Origin of the sequence: Campylobacter sp. CFSAN093249 (assembly GCF_011067895.1) — a bacterium.
Classification (GTDB): domain Bacteria; phylum Campylobacterota; class Campylobacteria; order Campylobacterales; family Campylobacteraceae; genus Campylobacter_D; species Campylobacter_D jejuni.
In genome coordinates this window covers 14,251-36,284 of the sequence record NZ_JAAMWM010000007.1, presented here as the reverse complement: position 1 = coordinate 36,284, position 22,034 = coordinate 14,251, and the positions used below count along the sequence as shown (strand labels likewise).

Below are 22,034 nucleotides of genomic sequence, written 5' to 3'. Positions count from 1 at the left end.
TATTTAAATAATTTTATTTCGATTTTAATCAACCCTAAATTTCAATAAGTTTCAAATTCGCAACCTCCTTTTAGTGGAGTAATTAGCCCTAGCGGAGTTTCAATCCACTAGGGTTTATTTTAGTCCCTTTTTAAATTTCTTTATGGTAAAATGAATTTTGATACATTGGGGAAATAGCCACATTTTAGTCCCTTTTTAAATTTCTTTATGGTAAAATAGATATTTACCAGATAATGAAAATTTCGGGGTTTTTTCATGAAAAATAGCAAAAATTATGCTATAATCTCATAAGAAATTTAAAAAGGGACTAAAATAAAGAGTTTGCGGGACTCTGCGGGGTTACAATCCCCTAAAACCGCTTTTAAAATTCAAATAAATTTTGCTGATGATATTTTTCTTGTTTTTTGTTTAGTTGTATTTCTTCATTATTTGAATTTTTGTATTTAAATTCTCCATGACTATCTATATCAAAAAGTGTTAAATTGGTTTCGTTATTAACTTTTTCATTAAAAACTATGCCACCAAGCAAAAGCTCCATTTTATCAAATTGCTTTTCAGTGATGATTAAAGCCCTTACATTTCCATAAGGTGGCAAAATCTTTTTTACATTTTCAATAGAACTTTTTGCAGAACTTAAACCCTTGCAAATACGCATATAAACGCTAAATTGCAGCATAAAATAACCTAATTTTATAAGATTGTTTCTAAATTTACTTGCTAGTTTTTGCTCTTTTTTACTTTTAGTAGGTACATCAAACATCAAAAGCACGCGCATAAATTTATCTTCAATCATCAAATTTCACTATCTTTAGTTCATCTTCATACAATAAAGCATTTTTAAAATTTGCCACATAATGATTTATCGCTCTGTTTAAAGGATAATTTTGCCCATCAAAATTGATTTTGCTTTGTAAATTGCCAATCAACGCTCTTTTGTCATCTTTGCTTAAAAACTCACTTTCACCCTTAAGCTTTAAAACACAATCATCAACACTAGCCCTAAACACTTCTATCAAATCATCACAAAGCGCAAAAGAATTATAAATATTATCGTGCTTAATGCCAAGCCAAGGCAAAAGCCCACTTATACAAACTGCTCTAATAATACAAGCCCTAATGATTGCATAGCCATAATTTAAAGCAGAATTTTCAAAGCAAAGCTCATCTCTTGAAAAAGAAGTCCCAAACAAAGTTTTAAAATAAAGCGCCGCTGCAACAGCTTCGATATTTTTACTATCATTTAAGCTTACTTTTTTGGCCAAATTTATAAGCTCATTGCTTTGCTCTATTTTATTGTGTTTTTTCAAAACAAAGGCTTGATTTAGGATTTTATTTTTAATGATTTTTTGCCATAAAATAGCCTTTTTTGAGCACTTACATTTATTTGTTCTTTTGCGATTTTTGCACTTTGAAAATGCCCTAAAAAAGGAGTAAAAATACCATTTATACTATGAGTTTCATCGCAGGTTAGCAAGATGATTTTATGCCTTGCAAAGGCATTAAAAAGTGCGGAACTAAGGCTTGCTTGTAAGCTTTCTAAAACGATGATATTTATATCTTTTAAAAACAATTTGGCTATATTTTCATCTTGCTTAATCACAAGATGATTTAGCTCTAAATTTAGCTTGGCATTAGAGCTAATAAGCAGTGTTTTAAAAGCTTCATCGTAACTCATTTTTAAAATCTTCTCTTTGTCTAAACTCAGCCTTTGTCACTTCTCCAAGTGCTGAAACTATGTATTTTTCAAATACTTTTAGATTTTGAATTCCTATGCTTTTTGCGATTACTTCTTTTTCATTTGCATTTTTAAACAATATTTTTTGATTTTTGCTTAGCGTTTCAAATTTATTATCGTGTTTTGAAACAATCAAACTAACAGTAGAGCTTGTAAAAGCATTAAAATAAACAAGTTCTGGCTCTTGCATATCTTTAGTTTGAATTAAAATCAAACTATCTTTGTATAAAGAAAAGCAAAACTCATAATTTTCATCCATTAAAATCCAGTCTTTTATCTCACCTTTTTTACTTCGTGCTACAGCTTTATTTGGTAATACTTTTAAAGCAAAATCCATAGTATAAATTGGCACAGCATAAAATTTATTTGTCTTTTTGTGTTTAAAAATATCCACTCTAAACATATCGCCATTTTTAACAATTTTACCATTTACTTTGCGGATTTTACCAAGCTCTAGGGCTTTTAAAACTCCTTCTTTTCCGCCGTATGATTGATAGAATTCTTCTTCTTTTCTAAATGTTTCTTCATGTAAGGCTCCGCTTGGCTTTTTTCTCTCAGGTTTTGAGACAAAAATTTCATCAATTTTATCTAAAACCTTTTGCCTAAAACCACTAAAAGGCTCAAAAAACTTCCTTTTGTTTTTATAATCTAATTCACTAATTTTTTTTGCATAAAGTTCTGCACTGTTGCTTTCTTGCTCTTTTTTAAAATCTGAAAAAGCCTTTACGATAGAGTTGTTTGCATAAGCAATAATTACTGCATCGATGGCGTGATGAAGATGGTTATTTCTATCCTTAGCGCTAAAGCCCCAAGTGTGTCTTAAAGCCGATGTAAGCATACCGCTTTTTGCTTCTACATGCACTTTTGAGCCTTTTTGTGTGTCGTTTAACTTTGTATTTTCATCATCGCTTAAAGGTAAAAAATCTAAATAATCTTTAGTGTAGTTTAAAACAAGCCTTGCGATGTAGCGAGTATCGTTTAGATTTCTATCTTTAAAGTCTTTTTGCTCTTTGTCTTTGTAATTTTTATCTAAAATTCTTTTTTGCTTTTTAGTAGGTAAATTTTTTGCTAAAACTTCAATTTTCTGCCATTTTGCACTATCATTGCCAAAGGCTTCAAAGGGGGTTTGATTAAGTTTTTCTTGATTTTGCTTGGTAAAAACTAAAACTTTATTCATATAAGAATCATCAAAACTTCTAGAATAAGGGTAAATGTGATCAATTTCAAGCATTTTTTCATCTTGCAAATCACTAATTTTAATCTTTTCTCCACTATAAGCACAAAATTCTTTTTGTTCTTTAAATAATCTTAATTTTAAAATATTTTTGCTATTTATTTTTAAGCCTAGTTTTTCACATTCAAGTTCGGCGTCTTTTTTGGCCTTGTAGTTTTCATTTTGCTCTTTTTCTATTTTAGCTCTTTGGCTGTAATTTTTACCTACTTCTCTTGCTAATTCAATGTTTATTTTATGCACTTTGCCGTATTTTTTAAGTAAAGCATTTAAGACCTTTCTGTATTCTTTAATCGCTCTTAAAACCACAGGATTAGTTACCTCATCTTTATAATAAGTTTCATTAAATGCGGGTAAAAAATCTTTTTTATCTTCATTGATTGCTACTTTTAAATTAAGCTCATTACAAGCTTCATCGTATTTTTTACCTTCAAGCATTAAAGGAGTGATAAGTTTTAAGGCTTTAAAACTTATATTTAAATGGTCTTTAAATTCCAATTTGCTTAAACTATCAATTTGATTTTGATTTAAATCATATTTTGCTAAAGCCTTTTTAAGCTTAATCTCATCTTTTATAAGGGTAATATCTTTTGCTATTTCATTTAAATCATCTTGGCTTAAACTATGATCACCTAGGGCTTTTATAAATTCTTTATATTTTTTAAACTCAATAAAATAAGTTCCTTTTTCCCCTTTAAATTCATAATCATCGCTTAAGCCCAAAAGCTTTTTTGTTTGTTTATAAGTTAGAGTGCCGTTTTTTAAAACTTCATTCAAAAGGGCGTTTAAATCATCTTTTGTATATAAAATTCCTTCAGTATTTTTAAGATTGTTTAAAAGATTGATAATTCTTGTAAGTGCTACAAACATAAAAGCTAAGGGCGAATTTTTTGGCGCTCTTTTTTCATCGGTAAAAAAACTACAATTTCCCACCAAATGAGAAAAATCTTTTAAAGCCCTTTTATAAAATGCTACACTAAGCACCTCTTCTTCAAATTTTTTTGAAAAAGAAAAGCCAAATTCTCTTTGTTTTTTAAAAATAAGCTTTAATTCATCTTTTAAAAAACTTTGCGCTATGCAGCGTTCATAACTTTCTTTTTTATTTCTAACATTTGTAAATTCTTTGGAATTTTCTTTGAATTTTTGAAAATACTCTTTATAAAGATACTCGCCCACACTTTGATAATTTGCTAGTTTTTCTTCATTTTGCTTGATAGCTTTTAAAATCGCACCTTTTTCTTTATCATCACTATTTTTAATATCATCATAGCCACGCCTTTTTGCAATATGTAAAATCACTCTTGCAAAATCTTGCTTACTTAAAAGCTCGTTTAAAGCTCTAAATCTTAACTCATAAGGGCTAATTAAAGATCCTTTATAAGCCTTGGCTAAACTTTCATCAAAGCTTTGATAATCTTCGTAATTTAACTTAAATTCATTTGCGATTAAATGTTTTAAGTGATTTAGCCTTGCTTTGCGTCTAGCAAGGCGTTTTCTAGCACTTCTTGCAAGGCGTCTTGGCAAGGCTAAGGATTCTCCTGTTTTGGGATTTTCAGCCTTTGTAAAAATCCTAACTCCACAATCTTTTAACTCATCATTTTCACTAAATGCCCAGCCAATAGAGCTTATTCCTATATCAAATGCCAAAATTCTTGCCACACTAGATCCTTTTTAATATTTATGATTTGTGTATAATTATAATACAAAAATCATTTTTTAAACAAACATAAACTTTTCAGTAACCAAACTATACATATTATTAATTTTATAATGTAAAAAATAAGTAAAATTTTAAATGAAAAATATTTATTAGTTAAATTTTAGCTAAAATAAAATAAAAGCTAATAATAACTTTAGGAGAAATCATGCCAATTTTTATGATATGTTCTACACTTTTAGCGGTAATTGTCGTTGCTTATTATATACTTAAAAAATACAATCCTATTTTTGTATTTTTTCTTTCAGGTATTATCTTGCTTATTTTTGCTTTTTACATCACAGGAACACCTATACCCAAAGCCCCGAGCAGAGAACATGCAAGCTTTTTGAATGTTTTACTTGATAGCTATGCTTTTATCACAGCGACTTTTAAAAGTCAGCTTTCTGGAGTAGGACTTATTATCATGAGTGTGGCAGGTTTTGCTACTTATATGAAACATATCAATGCTTCGGCTAAACTCGCTTTTTTAGCAAACAAACCTTTAGGAAAAATCAAAAATAAATATTTGATTTTAAGCGGAACTTTTATCGTTGGAATGGCCTTAAAAATTGTTATTTCTAGCTATGCTGGACTTCTTTTGCTTTTATTAGCATGTATTTATCCTGTTTTAATCTCACTTAAAATCCGTCCTATTACAGCTGTATGTGTGCTTTCTTTGATTGCGCTTGATTATGGTCCAAAAGATGGAAATTCAATCAATATGGCAGATATGGTAGGACAAAGCGATAATGTCGTGGGGCTTTTTTTAAATTATCAAATTTATAGCGTGATTGCTTATGTGATGGTTATTGCTATCTTAATACCTTTTTACTTTGCTTGGATTGATAAAAGAGATAAAGAAAAAGGTGTTTTAAATGATGAAGTTGAAATTCCGCAAATCATTGATCCTAAATGCCCTACTTTTTACATACTCTTTCCTTGGTTACCTGTTGTATTTTTATTTATAGCGTATTTTTTTACTATCAAGCTCGATGTTGTAACAGCAAATTTTGTAAGCATTTCTTTAGTTTTTCTTGTTGAATTTGCAAGACACAGAAATGCTAGAAAATTAGGCGAAGACATGATGGTGATTTTAAAAGCTATGGCTGAAATTTTTATCTCAGTCGTAAGCATAATCATCGCCGCTGGAGTATTTGCTGAAGGCATTAAAGCACTTGGTGGAGTTAATATCCTTGCCAACGCGGTTTCAAGTCTTGGAACAGGAAATTTTGCATGGTTTGGAATTCTTTTGAGTATAACTATTTTAAGCTTTTTAGTTTATTTTGCCACAGTGATTATGGGAAGTGGAATTGCCGCTTTTAATGCTTTTGGAAAACTAGCTCCTGATATAGCTAAAAAATTAGGCGTTGCACCTATTACTCTAGTTTTACCTATAGAAATTGCATCTTGTTTAGGTCGTGCAGCTTCACCAATAGCAGGCGGAATCATAGCTTTAGCTGGATTTGCAAAAGTAGCTCCAATGGATATTATAAAACGAACCACTCCTCTTTTACTTATCGCTATGCTTGTAAATGTACTTGTAGCCTTTTATCTAGCACAAACCAATCCTTTGCCAAAAGAACAAAACACTACAAAAATAGAACTTAAAATACAAAAATAAAGCGTATTGACGCTTTATTTTCATTCTAAAACAATACCTTCATTAATGCAAATTTCGCCGATAATAAAGGCATCTGAATTTTCTAAAACCTTACTTACATTAGAAGGATCTACAACCATTACTAAACCCACTCCCATGTTAAAGCTTCTATACATTTCGCTTTCTTCTACAGCCTGTCCTATAGTATAAAAAATTTCAGGAGTTTTAAGATGATGTTTGCGTATAGTTGCACCCATACCACGAGGCAAAACGCGTGGTAAATTTTCTACTAAACCACCCCCTGTAATATGAGCTAGAGCACTGATATAAGGCTTTAATGTAAGAAAATCACGCACATAAATCCTTGTAGGTTCTAACAAAATATCAATTAAATTTTTACCCTCTATCTTGTCATCAAATTTTAATTTTAAACTTTCAAAAAGTACTTTTCTAGCTAAAGAATAACCATTTGAATGAAGTCCTGAACTAGGAAGTGCCAATAAAATATCACCATTTTTAACAAATTTACTTCTATCAATCTCATCTTCTTCAGCCATACCCACTGCAAAACCCGCAAGATCAAAATCATCTTTTACATACATTCCAGGCATTTCAGCAGTTTCTCCGCCAATTAATGCACAATTTGCCATCTTACATCCCTTGGCAATGCCTGATACAACAGCCTTTGCTACTTCTACTTCGAGCTTGGCTGTAGCATAATAATCTAGGAAAAACAAAGGCGTAGCAAAATTACAAATCAAATCATTCACGCACATTGCTACTAAATCTTGCCCTATAGTATCATATTTTTTAGCATCAATTGCCAAGCGAAGCTTGGTACCAACCCCATCTGTTGCACCTAAAATCACAGGCTTTTTAAAACCACTTGGCATTCTAAAAGCACCAGCAAAAGAACCAATTCCACCTACAACATTATCATTAAAAGTTTCTTTAACCAAAGGTTTTATAGCCTCTACAAAGGCATTTCCATTATCTATACTTACGCCTGCATCTTCATATGAAATTTTCATTTATTTTCCTTTAAGAACTAAAAAGGTATTTTAACGAAAAAAGTTTTAATAAGGCATAAGATGAAAAATGCTTTTTTTGTAACCGCTTCAATTGCTTGTGGTAAAAGCACTTTTATAGAAATAGCGAATTCTTTAGACTTTAAAAGCATTAGCGCAGACAAAATCGCTCATAAAATTTTAGATGAAAATGCTTTAGAACTTGAAAAGATTTTTTCTCCCTTTAGTTTAAAAAATTTACTCACAAAAGAAAAGAAAATCGATAGAAAAATCCTTGGAGAAATTGTTTTTAACAATAAAGAAGCTAAAAAAATCTTAGAAAATTTCACTCATCCTAAAATTCGAGCTAAAATTTTAGAACAAATACAAATTCTAGATAAAGAAAATAAAGCTTTTTTTGTAGAAATTCCTCTTTTTTTTGAAAGCGGTGCTTATGAAAATTTAGGCAAAGTCATTGTAATTTACACACCTAAAGAATTAAGCCTTAAAAGAATCATGCAAAGAGATAAGCTCAGCTTAGAAGCTGCAAAAGCAAGACTTGATTCTCAAATAGATATTGAAGAAAAACTTAAAAAAGCAGATTTTATCATTAAAAATACTAATTCTTATGCCGATTTTAGGCAAGAATGTGTTAAAGTAATACAAGAAATTTCCAAAGGAAAAATGTGAAATTTTATAAATATTGTGCAAGTGGGAATGATTTTGTCATAACAAATGCTGATAGAAAAGAAGATAGAAGTACTTTAGCTAAAGAACTTTGCAATCGTTATGAGGGCATAGGTGGGGATGGCTTTATCGTGATATTGCCTCATGAAAAATACGACTTTGAATGGGAATTTTATAATAACGATGGCTCAAGGGCTGCTATGTGTGGCAATGGCTCAAGGGCTGCGGCACATTTTGCACATCATATTAACAAAATAAATCCTAACATGAGTTTTTTAACCAGTGCAGGAATAATAAAAGCAAAGGTAAATCAAGATAAAGTTGAAGTATCTTTAGGCAAAATAAAAAGCGTGCAAAATACTTTTGAAGAATTAGGAAAAACTTGGCAACTTTGCGACACTGGAGTTCCACATCTAGTGCATTTTTGTCAAAATTTAGATGAATTTGATACAATACTTTGTCAAAAAATGAGACAAAAATATAATGCCAATGTTAATTTTGTAAAAATTTTAGATGAAAATCATTTAAAAGTTCGTACGTATGAACGCGGAGTTGAAGATGAAACCTTAGCTTGTGGCACAGGAATGGGGGCTTGTTTTTATCTGGCATTTTTAAATAAAAAAGTACAAAATAAAGTTAAAATAACTCCTAAAAGTGGTGAAGAGGTAGGGTTTGCATATAAAAATGAAGAATTGTTTTTTGAAGGAAAGGTAAAGTATTGTTTTGAAGCCAATTATAATTTTTCTTAGTCTTTTTCTAATCCCACTTTTTGCTGATGATCTAAAAAATGGCTTTGGAGAGGAATATTACAAACTTGATATAGATCAAAAAAGACAAATTTTTTTTATAAAAATGAATGAAATGTTTGATCAAAGCTTTAAAAAAATTGAACAAGAAAGAGCTTTTATCGAAGCCTTTTTTAAAGATGCTTACAAAACAGGCTTTAGGACTTCAAATCAAACAAATCTTGAAAAACTTATCACGATAAAAAACAAATATCGCATTGAAAATCTTTATGATTTTGCAGAATATAAAAAACGTATTCAAAAAATTCCAAAATCCATGGGTATAGCCCAAGCTTTAGTTGAAAGTGCTACAGGTACAAGTCGCTTCGCAAGAGAAGCAAATAATCTTTTTGGAGAATGGACTTGGGGTGAGAAAGGTTTAATTCCTGATTTAAGACATCCAGATAAAAAACATAAAATTAAGATTTTTGATAGTCTGCAAGATAGTGTTTACTCTTATGTTTTAAATTTAAATCGTCATTTTGCTTATGAAAAGTTTCGCGATGCAAGAGCTAAATTTGCAAGCGAAGGCAAAGAGATAACAGGACTAGAGGCTATTAAAACTTTAGATTCTTATTCTGAACGCAAGGGATATTATATCAATCTTATTACAAAAATCATCAAACGATACAACCTTGAAAAATACGATACAAACTCAAACAACACCTAAAATCCAAGTGAAAATTTATCAAAAGATATGACTTCAAATTTAACCCCTTGCTCAAAAAAACTATCCTCGCTTGAAAGAGTGATAAAAATCACATGAAAAATTCCAAGTTCTAAAGCCTTTGGTAAAATTTTCTTAGCACATAATTTAATCAAATCAATATCTAAAGTTGGACTTGAAATATAAGCAATTTTAGATATTTGGCTATAAAAGTTAAAGTATTTGTTATAAAAAAAATCTTCTTTAAATTTAAACAACTCGCTTAAAACTAAATTTTCAAATAAATGCGAAAAATCCTTTGAAATACAAAGATTATTTCTTAGGCCAAAATCTTTAAAATAAATCTTTTGAAGTTTTTTTTCATCATGTTTTAAAGTATAGATCACATAAGTATTTTCTAATTTTTTTATAGCTTGATAAACACTATCTTTTGAAGTTTTTAATCTTTTTTTAAGTTCTATAAATATCTTAGAAATACTGATTTGCTGACCCAAATTTAAAGCTAAATACTTTAAAATTTCTAATTCTAAAAGAGTAAAGCTTTGTCTTAGAAGTATGTTTTTTTCTCCAAATTTACTGCGTCCACTTTGTAAAAAAAGACCTACTAAATTATTTATAGGTAAATTTTTCTTACTTACACTAATAAATTCTTCAAAATCAAAATAATCAAGTTCAAGCTCTTCAAACCCATTTATATTTAAATCTTTTATATTTGTACTTAAGATGATGGGAATTTTAATTTTTTCTAAATTAGGGATAAAATCCAAATTATAAAGGCAAAGAATTTTAATTTGTAAATTTTCATTCAGAAAATCAGCAAGTCTTTCTAAACTTTGTTTTTCAAAGCGTGTATCATATAAATCTAAAAACAAAATTTCACTTGCTTTAAATTGAGATAAAAAATTAAAAATAAGTGTTTTTTTACCACAAAATCGTGGGCCTTTTATGATAATATTTGGTTTTGAAATTTGATTTTTTCTTTCATAACTTACTTCAAATTTAGGGTGATTTTCATAAAAAAAATTAAGTACTTTCAATTTTATCCTTTAAAAAAGGATATTATAACCTAGTTTGTATAATTGGGGCATAAAGCCCCTTAAATTACATTTTGCAAGCACCCTGTAAAGTAGCACCTATCATCCAAAGACTTTTTTCATATTTTGCAATATTTTCTTGCGCAAAAGCAGCTGTTGTGGTATCACTTTCTTTTTCTGCTGCTTCATTGAGTTTTTTAAATTCTGCTAAAAGATATTCATAATCTTGTTTGATCAGTTCTATGACTTCAAGCGGAGTAAAGCAATCTTTTGCAACTTTTGGACTTTTTGCATTTTCCATTAAAACTTTTTGGCAAGTGATAGCTTTTTCGCCAAGTTGTAAAACTCTTTCAGCACAACTATCAAAAAGTTCTGCCATTTCTTCATAAGCTTTTTCTGTGTACTCATGTATAGAAAAAAATTGCAAACCTTTTACATTCCAGTGATAATTATGAAATTTAACCCATAGATGATGAGCATCTGCTTGCATTTGTAATAATTGTTTTGTAACTGACATGATTGACTCCTTTTTTTAATTTTTAAAATTATAACATAAAATTCTTAAATAATAATTATTATTAATTAAAAATTTTTATTATAATTTTAACTTAAAATTATTATACTCTTTTTTAATGAATTTTGATTAAGAATTTAATATATTTTTTAAGATCAACTTTCCAACTTCCACACCAGGTTGATCATAGGTGTTAATCCCTAGCATAACACCGCAAGTTGAAGTAAAAAGTTCATAATAATACATCAAATATCCCGCATGCCAAGCATCAAGTTTTTCAAGTTCTATCACATCAACACTCAAATTTTCAGCGATTAAAGCGTGCATAGTTGCATTACATTGAGCGTTTAAAAGTTCGTGAAGATTGACTTTATTACTTAAAGAATCTAAAAATTTAAAATGAATATCAGGGATAATAGGTGCTTTTTGAGCGTCTTTGATTTTTAAAAAAGTTACAGTTTTATTTTTAGGTCCATCCATAATGAGTTGTAAAAAACTATGCTGATCTCTTGCTCCAATGAGTGCAATAGGAGTTAAACCTATGCGTTTATAGCCTTGCTTTTTACCTAAACTTTCAGCAATAAGCTGGATATACCATTCATTAAAGCCTTTAAAAGCATCACTATATGAAAAAAGTACATTGATATTGGCATTTTTGTGTGTGCAATAATGATAGGCTTTTTGTAAAATTTCATCTTTTTTATGAGTAAAAAAATCTTCAAAACAAGCTTTAGCTCCTTCTAAAAGAGCTTTGGCATTATAGCCACAAAAACAAAGCGGAACTATACCTACGGCTGAAAGTATGCTAAAACGACCTCCTACATTTGCAGGGATAAAAAAGCATTTAATACCTAAATTTTCACCTTCTTGATGAAGTTTTGAATCCTTATCGGTAATAAAAACAAAGTATTTTTTTAATTCTTGCATATCAAGTTTAAAATGTTCAATAAGAAGTTTAAAAAGCGATACAACTTCTATAGTACTACCTGTTTTGCTGATGATTAAAAACAAACTTTCCTCAAGCTTGATTTTTTCTAAAGTCTTATTAAAAGAATGTGAACTTGTGTTATCGAGTATAAAAAGTTCTCTTTGGTTGCTTTTTTCATTAAAAAGCATATCACGCAAGGCTTTTACACCACAACTTGAACCACCCATTCCCACTAAAACGATATTTTTTATGTGTTCTTTGTCTTTGATAAAAGCCAAACTCTCATCGATTAAATTCAAACTTGTATCAATAAGATGATAATACCCTATATCTCCACTTTTTACCTCATCATTAATACGATTTGCATAAGAACTTATAGTGTGAATTTCACTTTGCTTAAAAAAAAGTGTATTGTTTAACATTTACTTTTCTCGTAAAAATAATTTGTCGCTTCTACAAAGCCTTCTACACTTCCACAATCAAAGCGTTTTCCTTGAAATTTATAAGCTAAAACCATACCATTGGTTGCTTGAGTTAAAAGCGCGTCGGTAAGTTGGACTTCACCATTTTTTCCCGCTTTAGTATTTTCTAAAATTCCAAAAATATCAGGAGTTAAAATATATCTTCCTATGATAGCAAGATTACTTGGAGCTTCATCAGGACTTGGTTTTTCTATCATAGAATTAACCATGATAAGATTTTCTTCTACAAAATTTCCAGAAATTACTCCATAGTTTGAAACTTGCTCTTTTGGTACTTCCATCACAGCTATGATGGTGCAGCGATATTTTTCATAAATTTTTACCATTTGAGCCATAACATTTAAGCCTTCTTCATTAACACACAAATCATCAGCCAAAATTACGCCAAAAGCTTCATCGCCAACCAAAGGTCTACCTTTTAAAACCGCATCACCTAAGCCTTTCATTTGATTTTGTCTTGTAAAAGTAAAGGTACAACGATTGATCAAAGAGCGAATTTCATCAAGTAAGTATTCTTTTTTTGTACCTGAAATTTGATGTTCAAGTTCATAAGAAATATCAAAATAATCCTCCAAAGCTCTTTTTCCACGCCCTGTGACAAATCCCATATTTTCCATTCCTGCTTCTAAAGCTTCATCAACTCCATAATGGATCAAAGGCTTGGTTAAGATAGGTAACATCTCTTTAGGTAAAGTTTTTGTTGCAGGTAAAAATCTCGTCCCATAACCTGCCGCAGGGAAAATACAAGTTTGAAGCATAAAAATTTCCTTTTATTTTTTTATCATTATAGCTTATTTTTATGAATTTTCATGCAACTAGGCAAAGTTCTTTTTACCTTGTTATTCAAACTCTGCCTTAGCTAATTTAACAATGGTTTCTACTACTTTAGAATCTTCAAGTGTTGAAATATCCTGTTTGATTTCTTCGCCTCTTGCTATAGTTCTTAAAATTCTTCTCATTATTTTACCACTTCTAGTTTTTGGCAAACCTGGAGTATAAAGAATTTTTTCTATTTTAGCTATAGGTCCTATTTCTACTCTTAAAATGTCATTAAGTTCTTTTAAAGTTTCTATAGCTCCGCCAAGATCACAACTGGATGCAGGACTTAAAACCACAAAAGCAAACAATGACTCGCCCTTAATCGTATCCAAAATACTCACTACAGCTGATTCTGCTACACTTGGATGTTTAGCAATAGCGCTTTCAATTTCAGCCGTTCCTATACGATGTCCTGCAACATTAACCACATCATCTGTTCTTCCTGTGATGGTAATATAACCATTTTTATCATAAAAAGCACCATCGCCACTAAAATATACAGCTTTTCCATCTTTTTTAGCTTGAGAAAAATAACTTTCTATATAGCGTTCATCATTGCCCCAAATTCCACGAATCATCGAAGGCCAAGGTTTAGTTATACAAAGCAACCCATCTTCACCTTCATCTTTTTTATTGCCTTCTTCATCAATAACTTCTGCAAAAATCCCTGGCAAAGGCAAGGTGGCACAACCTGGTTTTAAAGGAGTGGCGCCTGGTAAAGGCGTGATCATATGCCCACCTGTTTCTGTTTGCCACCAAGTATCGACTATAGGACTTTTAGTTCCCCCTATTTCATCATAAAACCACTTCCAAGCACTAGGATTGATAGGCTCTCCAACCGTTCCAAGCACTTCAAGCGTACTTAAATCATATTTTCTTGGCTCATTAGGTGCATCAGCATAAAGCATTCTTATGGCAGTTGGCGAAGTGTAGAATTTGCTTATTTGATACTCTTCTATCATTCTCCACCAACGCCCAGAATTTGGATAAGTAGGAGTTCCTTCATGCATTATAGTCGTTGCTCCACATGCTAAAGGCCCATAAACTACATAAGTATGTCCTGTAATCCAACCCACATCAGCACTACACCAATAATTATCATAATCTTTAATATCAAAAACCCATTCCATAGTCATTTGTGCCCAAAGTATATATCCTGCACTTGCATGCATAACTCCTTTTGGCTTGCCCGTTGATCCTGAAGTGTAAAGCAAAAACAACAAATCCTCACTATCCATAATTTCGGGTTCACACTTATAAGACTCATTTTTCACAAGTTCGTTATAAACATAGTCCCTTCCTTTAATATATTCTATAGGCTCATTATTGCGTATAACTATAAGTACTTTTTCTACACTTTCACACCCTTCACTTAAAGCCTTATCTACTGCAGGTTTTAACATATAAGGTTTGCCACGACGAAAAGCACCATCAGCCGTTACTACAAGTTTAACTCCTGCATCTATAATTCTATCTCTTAAGGCTTCAGGAGAAAACCCTCCAAATACTACACTATGAATAGCCCCAATCCTTGCACAAGCTAACATTACTATAGCTGTTTCTGGAATCATAGGCATATAAATTACAACCCTATCGCCTTTTTTTACTCCGAATTTTTTAAGCAAATTGGCCGCCTTGCAAGTTTCATGCAATAATCTTCTATAAGTATAAACTTCATAATCCCCCATTTCACCTTCAAAAATCAAAGCAGCTTTATTGCGTCTTGTTTTCATATGACGATCAAGACATTGATAACTTACATTTAAAGTTCCACCTTCAAACCATTTATAAAATGGAGCTTTATCCTCATTTAGCACTCTTGAAAAAGGCGAAAACCACTCAATCTTCTCAAATGCTTGTCTTTTCCAAAAACCTTCAAAATCTTCCTTGGCTTCATCGCATAAATCATAGTATTCACATAAATTTTTTATACGAGCATTACGAGAAAATTCTTTACTTGGCTTAAAAAGCTCTTGATTATTTTGATTAAGCATAAAAACTCCTTATATGGTTATTTTTAAACATTATATAAGAGTTTATTTGTATTAAATACAAATTTAAAAAATAATTAAGATAAATTTTATAAAAAATGGGAATATTTGTAATATTTTATTTAAATTTTATAATGTATGTTAATTTAAGAAACATATTGCATCTTCATAAAAATAAAGACTAAGTTCTTCGTATAATTTTAAATCGAATCTTAAAAATTCTTGTTTTTCCAAGGCAAATTCTAAAATTTTATCCATACAACTTACCCTTATAAAAACATCACTTTTCCTACTTCTAAGTGCTATAATATAACATTTTTCTAAAATAAAATCATAATTATTTTTTGGAATATTTTTAGAATTAAAAAAAGAAATTTTATAAGGATCAATAGCAATTTTACTTGGAGGTTTTTTAAAATCTTTATATTTTTTACAATTACTAAAATCTATAAAATTACAAAATTTCACACCTTGATTTTCTAGTTCAAAAACATTAGTATTTTCAAATTCTAAAATTTCTCCACTGTGCAAATAAAGTTTTTTTTGCGCCAAAGAATCTAAAAAATGTTTATCATGACTTGCGATTAAAAAACCTGTATTGAAATTTTCATGCATTTTAAGAATAGCTTTTTTAAATAAAAGTGTAGTATTTTTATCCAAAAAAGCACTTGGTTCATCAAGTAAATAATACTTCGCTCTTACGCTTAAAGCTATAGCAAAAGCTATTTTTTGACTTTGTCCTGATGAAAGTTCATTAGGATGTTTACTTAAAAGACTTTCATCTAAATTTAAAAACATCAAACTTTCTTTTATGCGTTCTTCAATATCTTCTTTAATCCCATAAGTTTTTAAGGTAAATAAAAAATTTGCCCTTACACTACGATTTAACAAAATAGGCTCTGGAAAAAGCAAATAAATTTCACGCTTTTGTTTATTATTAGGTTTAAAATTTCCAAAATAAGAAATATTTTTTGAAAAATCTCCTTCTAAAAATTTTAATATTCTTAAAAATGTAGATTTTCCACTTCCATTCGCTCCCATTAAGATGCTAATTTTACTTGTATCAAGTTTTAAATTTTTGATTTTTAAAACTTCTTTGTTTTGATAGTTGAAAAAAAGATTAGAAATTTCTATCATTTTATGTTCTTTTGAGTTTGTGCGTGATGAAATTTAAACAAAAGGCAATGAGAATTAAAACCAAAGCCAAAGCTATACCGCTAGCAAATTCGCCTTTGTTTGTTTCAAGAGAAATAGCTGTGGTTATGGTTCTAGTATCGTATTTGATATTTCCACCTACTATCATCGCTACTCCTACTTCTGCTACAATGCGTCCATAAGCTAGTGCAACGACGCTAATCAAAGCAAAGCGTAATTCATAAATCATCGTTAAAACAAGTTTTAAAGGACTTAGGTGAAAAGATTTTATAAGTAAAAAATGTTTTTTATTCATATTTTCTATCAAATTTGAAAAAAGTGCGATCACTATAGGAAGTGCTAAGATAAACTGCCCTAAAATTAAAGCCTTTATAGTAAAAAGCAGTCCAAATTCTCCCAAAGGTCCTCGACTTGAAATCAGTGCATAAAGTATAAGTCCTACTGCAACTGTTGGAAAAGAAAGGCTAGTATCTATGATAAGTTTTATAAAGCATTTGAATTTAAAATCAAAAAAACCTAAGATAAATCCCAAAGGAAAACCTATAAGCAAAGCTAAAACTATAGAAATACTTGAGCTTAAAAGTGTAGTTTTTATAGCTGAAATTACGCTTTCATCAGCATTGAAAAGTAAAAATAAAGCCTGTTTAAAACCATCAAAAATATAATCCAAAAATATCCTTTTTAAAATAAGTAATTTTAGCATAATTATGCTAAAATATTTTTTTATGTAAATTTATAAGGAAAAAAAATGAAAAAAATCATTTCTTTAGCCCTTGCTTTAGCTTTAAGTGCAAGTGCAGCAGAACTTAAAATGGCAACTACAACAAGCACTGACAATACAGGACTTTTAGATGCTCTAAAACCTCTTTATGAAAAAGAAAGTGGCAATACCTTAAAATGGGTTGCCGTAGGAACAGGTGCGGCTTTAAAAATGGGTGAAGATTGCAATGCTGATGTGCTTTTTGTGCATTCTCCAAAGGCTGAAAAAGAATTTATGAAAAAAGGCTTTGGTGTAGATAGAACTCCTGTGATGTATAATGATTTTATCATCATCGCAGATAAATCTTTAGCTTCTAAATTTAAAGGTAAAAATTTAAAAGAAAGCTTAGAACTTATCAAAAATGAAAAGCTTACTTTCATCTCAAGAGGCGATAAATCAGGCACTGACAATAAAGAAAAAAGCCTTTGGAAAAATCTTGGCGGTGTTCCTGAAAAGCAAAGCTGGTATCAACAAAGCGGACAAGGTATGTTAGCAAGCATTAAAATTGCTGAAGAAAAAAAAGGTGTGATTTTAACCGATCGTGGTACTTATATCAAATATGAAGCCAATGAAAAAGGCAAACCAAACTTAGTCATTGTAAATGAAGGCGATGATAGTCTTAAAAATTTTTATTCTGTTATAGCGACAAATCCTAAGCATTGTAAAAATGTAAATTATACAGAAGCTAGTAAATTTATCAAATGGGTAACAAGTGATAAGACTTTAAATTTCATTGCTGATTTTAAACTTCTTAATAAACCTTTATTTGTAATTGATACAAAAACAAGAAAAGACTAAAAATTAAGCAGGTTTTAACCTGCTTAAAATATCATTTTTTACTTATTGTAACTTTTTTATTTATTTTTCAAAACTTTTAGCTTATTTAAAATTCTTCTTTAGATATAATAAAATCAATAATTAAATATACAAGGTCAAATAATGTTCAAAGTGGATTTAAATAGTGATTTAGGGGAAAGTTTTGGCGCCTATAAAATGGGAATGGATGAAGAAATTTTAAAATTTGTAAGTTCAGTAAATGTCGCTTGTGGCTTTCATGCGGGTGATCCTTGTGTGATAGATGAAACCTTAAATTTAGCCAAGCAAAATGGTGTTTGCATAGGAGCACATCCATCTTATCCTGATCTTTTGGGTTTTGGAAGACGCAATATGCAAATAAGCTTTGAAGAGGCTAAAAACTATGCCTTGTATCAACTAGGAGCTTTATTTGGCTTTGCTAAGGCAAAAGGTATGAAAATACAGCATTTTAAAGCCCATGGGGCGCTTTATAATATGGCAGCTATTGATGAAAATTTAGCCTTAGCACTTTGTGAGGCAGTGGCGAGTTTTGATGAAAATATTATTTTTCTAGGGCTTAGTAATTCTGCTATGAATGAAGCAGCTAAGAAAAAGGGTTTAAGATATGCTAATGAAGTTTTTGCAGATCGTGCCTATAATGATGATGGCACTTTAGTTTCAAGAAAATTAGAAGGGGCGTTAATACACGATGAAAATTTAGCTATCAAACGCGTGATAAAAATGATAAAAGAAAGCAAAGTTACAAGCATAAATGGCAAAGAAATTGATTTAAAAGCCGATAGTATTTGTGTTCATGGGGATAATGCAAAAGCTTTAGAATTTGTTAAAAAAATCAAAGAAAATTTAAAAAAAGAGCAAATTCAAATTTGTGCTTTGGAAAATTTTATATAAGTTTTAGCAATGTTTAGTGTGCATTTTAGTGGAAGTAAAGCTTTGCTTTTGCGTTTTGAGCAAGAAATTTCACCTCAAATCAATGCCTATGTTTTAAGCACAGAACAAAGGATACAAAAAGCCCTAAAAAAAGGTGAAATTTATGGTATTGATGAGTTGGTAAGTACTTATGCAAGTTTGTTGATATACTTTAATCCTTGCGTGCTTTCTTTAAATTCTTTGCTTGATTTTTTGGAAAAAATTAAAAAGGATATCAAACTTACGGAGCAAAACTCAAGTCTTTGTATAGAAGTTCCACTTTGTTATGATGAAGAATTTGGGCTGGATTTAGAATTTGTGTGCAAACACAATCAAATTTCAAAAGAAGAGCTTATATCTCTTCACACTAAACCTTATTATCTTGTTTTTATGCTAGGTTTTATGGCAGGTTTTCCTTATCTTGGAGGTTTAGATGAAAGACTTTTTACCCCACGCCTTTCAAGCCCTAGAGCAAAAATAGAAGCTGGAAGTGTAGGTATAGCCGATAAACAAACAGGAGTTTATCCCATATCAAGTCCAGGGGGTTGGCAAATCATTGCTAGAACACCTTTGGAATTTTTTGATAAAGAAGATGAAAAAAATCCCACTCTTTTAAAAGCGGGTATGTTTTTAAAATTTAAAGCCATTTCAAAAGATGAATTTTTTGAGATCCAAGAGCAAGTTGCTAAAAAAGTCTATCAAAAGGAAATTTATGAGTATAAAAATCATTGAAGCATCTATAAATTCAAGTTTGCAAGACTTTGGTAGAAAAAAATTTGCTAAATTTGGCATAGCAAGAAGTGGAGCTATGGATGAAGATGCTTTAAGAATGGCAAATATCTTGCTTGGAAACAAACAAGATGAAGCAGGAATTGAGCTTTGTTTAAAGGGTGGAAAATACGAATTTTTAGATGAGAATTATTTTGTTTTAAGTGGAGCTGAATTTGAGGCAAAGCTTGATAATCAAAAAATCAAAACTTGCAAAGTATATCAAGCAAATAAAGGCGATATTTTAGAACTTGATTTAGCAAAAATAGGTTTTCGTGGGTATTTATGCGTAGCGGGTGGCTTTGAAGTAAAAAGTTTTTTAAACTCTAAATCCAGTGATGCTAAAATGGGAGCTGGAGTTTTTGAAGGAAGAGCTTTGCAAAAAGATGATATTTTAAATACTCATAATACTTTTATACCTTTTAATTTAGAAGCTAGAGAATGTGAAAATCCTCTTTTTAAAAGCCCTAAAGAGCCTATTATACGCGTTATTTTAGGAACAAATGAAGATGCTTTTACCCAAAAAGGCATAGAAACCTTTTTAAATACTACTTATAAAGTAGGTTTAAAAAGCGATAGAATGGCAATTTATGCAGAATCTAGTGAAAGTATAGAGCATAAAAACTCAGCAGATATCATCTCAGATCCTGCGGTTTTTGGAAGTATACAAGTGCCAAAAAGTGGTATTCCTATTATTTTAATGGCAGGAAGACAAAGCACAGGAGGCTATACAAAAATAGCCACGGTTATAGAAAATGATCTAAGCTTACTCGCACAAGCTAAGTTAGGTTCTAGCTTTAAATTTCAAAGCATTAGCATGCAAGAAGCCTTAGAACTTTATAAACAAAGAGAAATGAAATTTAAAGCTATGGATCAAAAAATCAATCTTGATTTTGAAAATTTAATCTAAGCTTTTTTACCATAAATATTGATAAAATATATAGCACCTATAGCCAAGGCACAACCTAACAAGGTAAGTGCATTTGGCACCTCGTCTAGTATAAAATAACTGCAAATTAAAGCACTAGCAGGAGTGATTAAAACAAAAGAATTTGCCTTAACGCTTCCTAAAATGTGAATCCCATAATAATAAATACTAGTTCCTATAATAGTTGATAAAAAAGCCACGACAAACATACTGATCCAAAATTTAAATTCAAAATGAAAAATTTCATAACTTTTTACATCAAACAATATCCAAGAAAACATTAAAATAGAAATGAGATTAATATAAAAGTTAATCGCCAAAGGGTGAGCTCCTTTGGCTTTATGATTAAACACTGCCATCAAAGCCCAAATAAAAGAACAAGTTAAAAATAAAATATTAAATTTACCAAATAAATCTTCTAAACTCCCTAAATTTAGCAAACAAAATCCAGATAATAAACCTAAAAATAAGCCTAGAATTTCACTCTTTGTGATCTTGTGAGTTGATTTTTTGTTTTTTTGAAAAAATATCGCTATCATAAATATCAAATAAGAAAAAATAGGAATCATAGTGGTTACTAAAACTCCTCCTTTGCCTGCCAAGCCGTGCTTTATAGCGATAAAAAATACAAAGGCATAAAGCCCATTTAAAACTCCTGCTATCAATACCCATTTTAAGGCAGTTTTTTCGATTTTAAGAGGAATTTTTAAGAAGTTTAAAACAAAAAATGAACCCAATACAACAAAGAAAAAACGCCAAAAGGTAATAATAGAAGTATCCGTATAATTTGCTAAAATCTTAGATGTTGGCCAAGATGAGCCCCATAAAAACATAGCAATAACAAGCAAGATATACAAATACTTTGTTCGAGTCAATGTTACACCTTGAAATTTTTAAGTCAAATTTTTTAAAAAATTTTTTTCAAGTGTAGTTCATACTCGTTTAGATATTTTTCCACTTGAGGATTTTTTACCACATCATTACACATAAAAGTTGGTAAAGCTTTCATACCTATAAATTCATGAGCCTTATGCAAATGCCAATACACCATATCTACACCCTTTCCTTCAAAAAATTCATTTTTATCATTAAAGGCTTCAAGAGGTGCATTCCAAGTGAGAGAAAACATGTATTTTTTACCATGATCTAAACCACCTTTTCCGTAGTTTTTACTAGGATTTTCATGAGTTCTTCCATCATTTTTAAAAAGCACTCCAGCACCCAAACCAAACACTTCATCGATATATTTTTTAACTATCCAAGGCTCCCCCATCCACCAAGCTGGCATTTGATAGATCACAGCATCAGCTTTTATAAATTTTTGCATCTCTTCTTTAGGATCATATCCTTGATCTATGTGAGTTTGATCTACCTCGTATCCTAGTGTTTTTAAAATTTCTAAAGCATGATTATGCAATGTCAAATTAAGTTGTCCTTTTGAATTTCCAAATTCTTTAGCACCATTAAGCAAGAGTATATTTTTCATTTTTATCCTTTTTTAAATTTTATGATACAATTA

Annotated in this window: 20 protein-coding genes and 1 pseudogene; 8 read left to right on the top strand and 13 right to left on the bottom strand. The window is 30.3% G+C overall.

What is annotated here, in order from left to right; all coding sequences use genetic code 11:
• Positions 1 to 361: 361 nt before the first annotated feature.
• From cas2 to cas9, 3 genes and pseudogenes are all read right to left on the bottom strand, one after another.
• Positions 362 to 793, bottom strand: a complete 432-nt coding sequence (gene cas2 / locus FBF10_RS07360; RefSeq protein ID WP_002780988.1) for a CRISPR-associated endonuclease Cas2 — start codon at positions 791 to 793, stop codon at positions 362 to 364.
• Positions 786 to 1,675: pseudogene (cas1, locus tag FBF10_RS07355) on the bottom strand (type II CRISPR-associated endonuclease Cas1). Before cas1 ends, cas2 begins: the two are co-directional and overlap by 8 nt.
• Entirely contained in the window at positions 1,662 to 4,625 is a 2,964-nt protein-coding gene (gene cas9, locus FBF10_RS07350; protein WP_032584577.1) for a type II CRISPR RNA-guided endonuclease Cas9, read from the bottom strand. The pseudogene cas1 and the gene cas9 overlap by 14 nt, the downstream one beginning before the upstream one ends.
• 206 nt (positions 4,626 to 4,831) lie before the next feature.
• Here cas9 and dcuC point away from each other — a divergent pair, with 206 nt between their 5' ends.
• Positions 4,832 to 6,286, top strand: coding sequence for a C4-dicarboxylate transporter DcuC (gene dcuC / locus FBF10_RS07345; RefSeq protein ID WP_057033335.1), 1,455 nt, complete (start codon positions 4,832 to 4,834; stop codon positions 6,284 to 6,286).
• 20 nt (positions 6,287 to 6,306) lie between these two features.
• On the opposite strand, the gene purM is transcribed toward dcuC, so the two are convergent.
• Positions 6,307 to 7,296: a phosphoribosylformylglycinamidine cyclo-ligase gene (gene purM / locus FBF10_RS07340; RefSeq protein ID WP_002888587.1), complete on the bottom strand. Its 990-nt coding sequence runs from the start codon at positions 7,294 to 7,296 to the stop codon at positions 6,307 to 6,309.
• Positions 7,297 to 7,356: 60 nt separating this feature from the next.
• Between purM and coaE the strand changes: the two genes are divergently transcribed.
• Genes coaE through FBF10_RS07325 form a run of 3 tightly spaced genes read left to right on the top strand, consistent with a single transcriptional unit; the run spans position 7,357 to position 9,414 of the window.
• The gene (gene coaE / locus FBF10_RS07335; RefSeq protein ID WP_002858894.1) at positions 7,357 to 7,962 is read left to right on the top strand and encodes a dephospho-CoA kinase; all 606 of its coding nucleotides are present in this window, start codon (positions 7,357 to 7,359) and stop codon (positions 7,960 to 7,962) included.
• A complete protein-coding gene (gene dapF, locus FBF10_RS07330; protein ID WP_002888585.1) occupies positions 7,959 to 8,708 on the top strand; it encodes a diaminopimelate epimerase in 750 nt (249 codons plus the stop codon). The genes coaE and dapF overlap by 4 nt, the downstream gene beginning before the upstream one ends.
• On the top strand, positions 8,683 to 9,414 hold the full coding sequence (locus FBF10_RS07325) for a glucosaminidase domain-containing protein (RefSeq protein ID WP_002855377.1): 732 nt from the start codon (positions 8,683 to 8,685) through the stop codon (positions 9,412 to 9,414). Before dapF ends, FBF10_RS07325 begins: the two co-directional genes overlap by 26 nt.
• Here the strand turns inward: FBF10_RS07325 and FBF10_RS07320 are convergent.
• From FBF10_RS07320 to tupB, 7 genes are all read right to left on the bottom strand, one after another.
• Positions 9,411 to 10,448: an ATP-binding protein gene (locus FBF10_RS07320; protein ID WP_002888583.1), complete on the bottom strand. Its 1,038-nt coding sequence runs from the start codon at positions 10,446 to 10,448 to the stop codon at positions 9,411 to 9,413. The two genes, FBF10_RS07325 and FBF10_RS07320, sit on opposite strands and share 4 nt — an antisense overlap.
• 64 nt (positions 10,449 to 10,512) lie before the next feature.
• On the bottom strand, positions 10,513 to 10,962 hold the full coding sequence (locus FBF10_RS07315; protein ID WP_002851546.1) for a Dps family protein: 450 nt from the start codon (positions 10,960 to 10,962) through the stop codon (positions 10,513 to 10,515).
• A gap of 126 nt (positions 10,963 to 11,088) precedes the next feature.
• The gene (locus tag FBF10_RS07310) at positions 11,089 to 12,309 is read right to left on the bottom strand and encodes a glucose-6-phosphate isomerase (RefSeq protein WP_002860682.1); all 1,221 of its coding nucleotides are present in this window, start codon (positions 12,307 to 12,309) and stop codon (positions 11,089 to 11,091) included.
• Positions 12,303 to 13,127, bottom strand: a complete 825-nt coding sequence (gene galU / locus FBF10_RS07305; RefSeq protein WP_002860681.1) for a UTP--glucose-1-phosphate uridylyltransferase GalU — start codon at positions 13,125 to 13,127, stop codon at positions 12,303 to 12,305. Before galU ends, FBF10_RS07310 begins: the two co-directional genes overlap by 7 nt.
• Before the next feature lie 81 nt (positions 13,128 to 13,208).
• Positions 13,209 to 15,182: an acetate--CoA ligase gene (acs, locus tag FBF10_RS07300; protein ID WP_002888581.1), complete on the bottom strand. Its 1,974-nt coding sequence runs from the start codon at positions 15,180 to 15,182 to the stop codon at positions 13,209 to 13,211.
• A 138-nt stretch (positions 15,183 to 15,320) separates the two neighbouring features.
• Positions 15,321 to 16,316 (bottom strand): tungstate ABC transporter ATP-binding protein TupC, encoded by a 996-nt coding sequence (tupC, locus tag FBF10_RS07295; RefSeq protein WP_002855825.1) that lies wholly within the window; start codon positions 16,314 to 16,316, stop codon positions 15,321 to 15,323.
• Between the two features lies 1 nt (position 16,317).
• On the bottom strand, positions 16,318 to 17,004 hold the full coding sequence (gene tupB, locus FBF10_RS07290; protein ID WP_002855945.1) for a tungstate ABC transporter permease TupB: 687 nt from the start codon (positions 17,002 to 17,004) through the stop codon (positions 16,318 to 16,320).
• A gap of 78 nt (positions 17,005 to 17,082) precedes the next feature.
• Between tupB and tupA the strand changes: the two genes are divergently transcribed.
• From tupA to FBF10_RS07270, 4 genes are all read left to right on the top strand, one after another.
• Positions 17,083 to 17,892 carry a tungstate ABC transporter substrate-binding protein TupA gene (gene tupA / locus FBF10_RS07285; RefSeq protein WP_002888579.1) on the top strand — a complete coding sequence of 270 codons (810 nt, stop codon included), beginning with the start codon at positions 17,083 to 17,085 and terminating at the stop codon, positions 17,890 to 17,892.
• 141 nt (positions 17,893 to 18,033) lie between these two features.
• On the top strand, positions 18,034 to 18,801 hold the full coding sequence (locus FBF10_RS07280) for a LamB/YcsF family protein (protein WP_002888576.1): 768 nt from the start codon (positions 18,034 to 18,036) through the stop codon (positions 18,799 to 18,801).
• 9 nt (positions 18,802 to 18,810) lie between these two features.
• A complete protein-coding gene (pxpB, locus tag FBF10_RS07275; RefSeq protein ID WP_002884274.1) occupies positions 18,811 to 19,551 on the top strand; it encodes a 5-oxoprolinase subunit PxpB in 741 nt (246 codons plus the stop codon).
• Positions 19,532 to 20,497, top strand: a complete 966-nt coding sequence (locus FBF10_RS07270; protein WP_002858255.1) for a biotin-dependent carboxyltransferase family protein — start codon at positions 19,532 to 19,534, stop codon at positions 20,495 to 20,497. Before pxpB ends, FBF10_RS07270 begins: the two co-directional genes overlap by 20 nt.
• Here the strand turns inward: FBF10_RS07270 and FBF10_RS07265 are convergent.
• Entirely contained in the window at positions 20,494 to 21,390 is an 897-nt protein-coding gene (locus tag FBF10_RS07265) for a DMT family transporter (RefSeq protein ID WP_002869215.1), read from the bottom strand. The two genes, FBF10_RS07270 and FBF10_RS07265, sit on opposite strands and share 4 nt — an antisense overlap.
• A gap of 32 nt (positions 21,391 to 21,422) precedes the next feature.
• Complete coding sequence (locus tag FBF10_RS07260) at positions 21,423 to 22,001, bottom strand: NAD(P)H-dependent oxidoreductase (RefSeq protein WP_002860674.1); 579 nt, start codon at positions 21,999 to 22,001, stop codon at positions 21,423 to 21,425.
• Positions 22,002 to 22,034 lie beyond the last annotated feature (33 nt).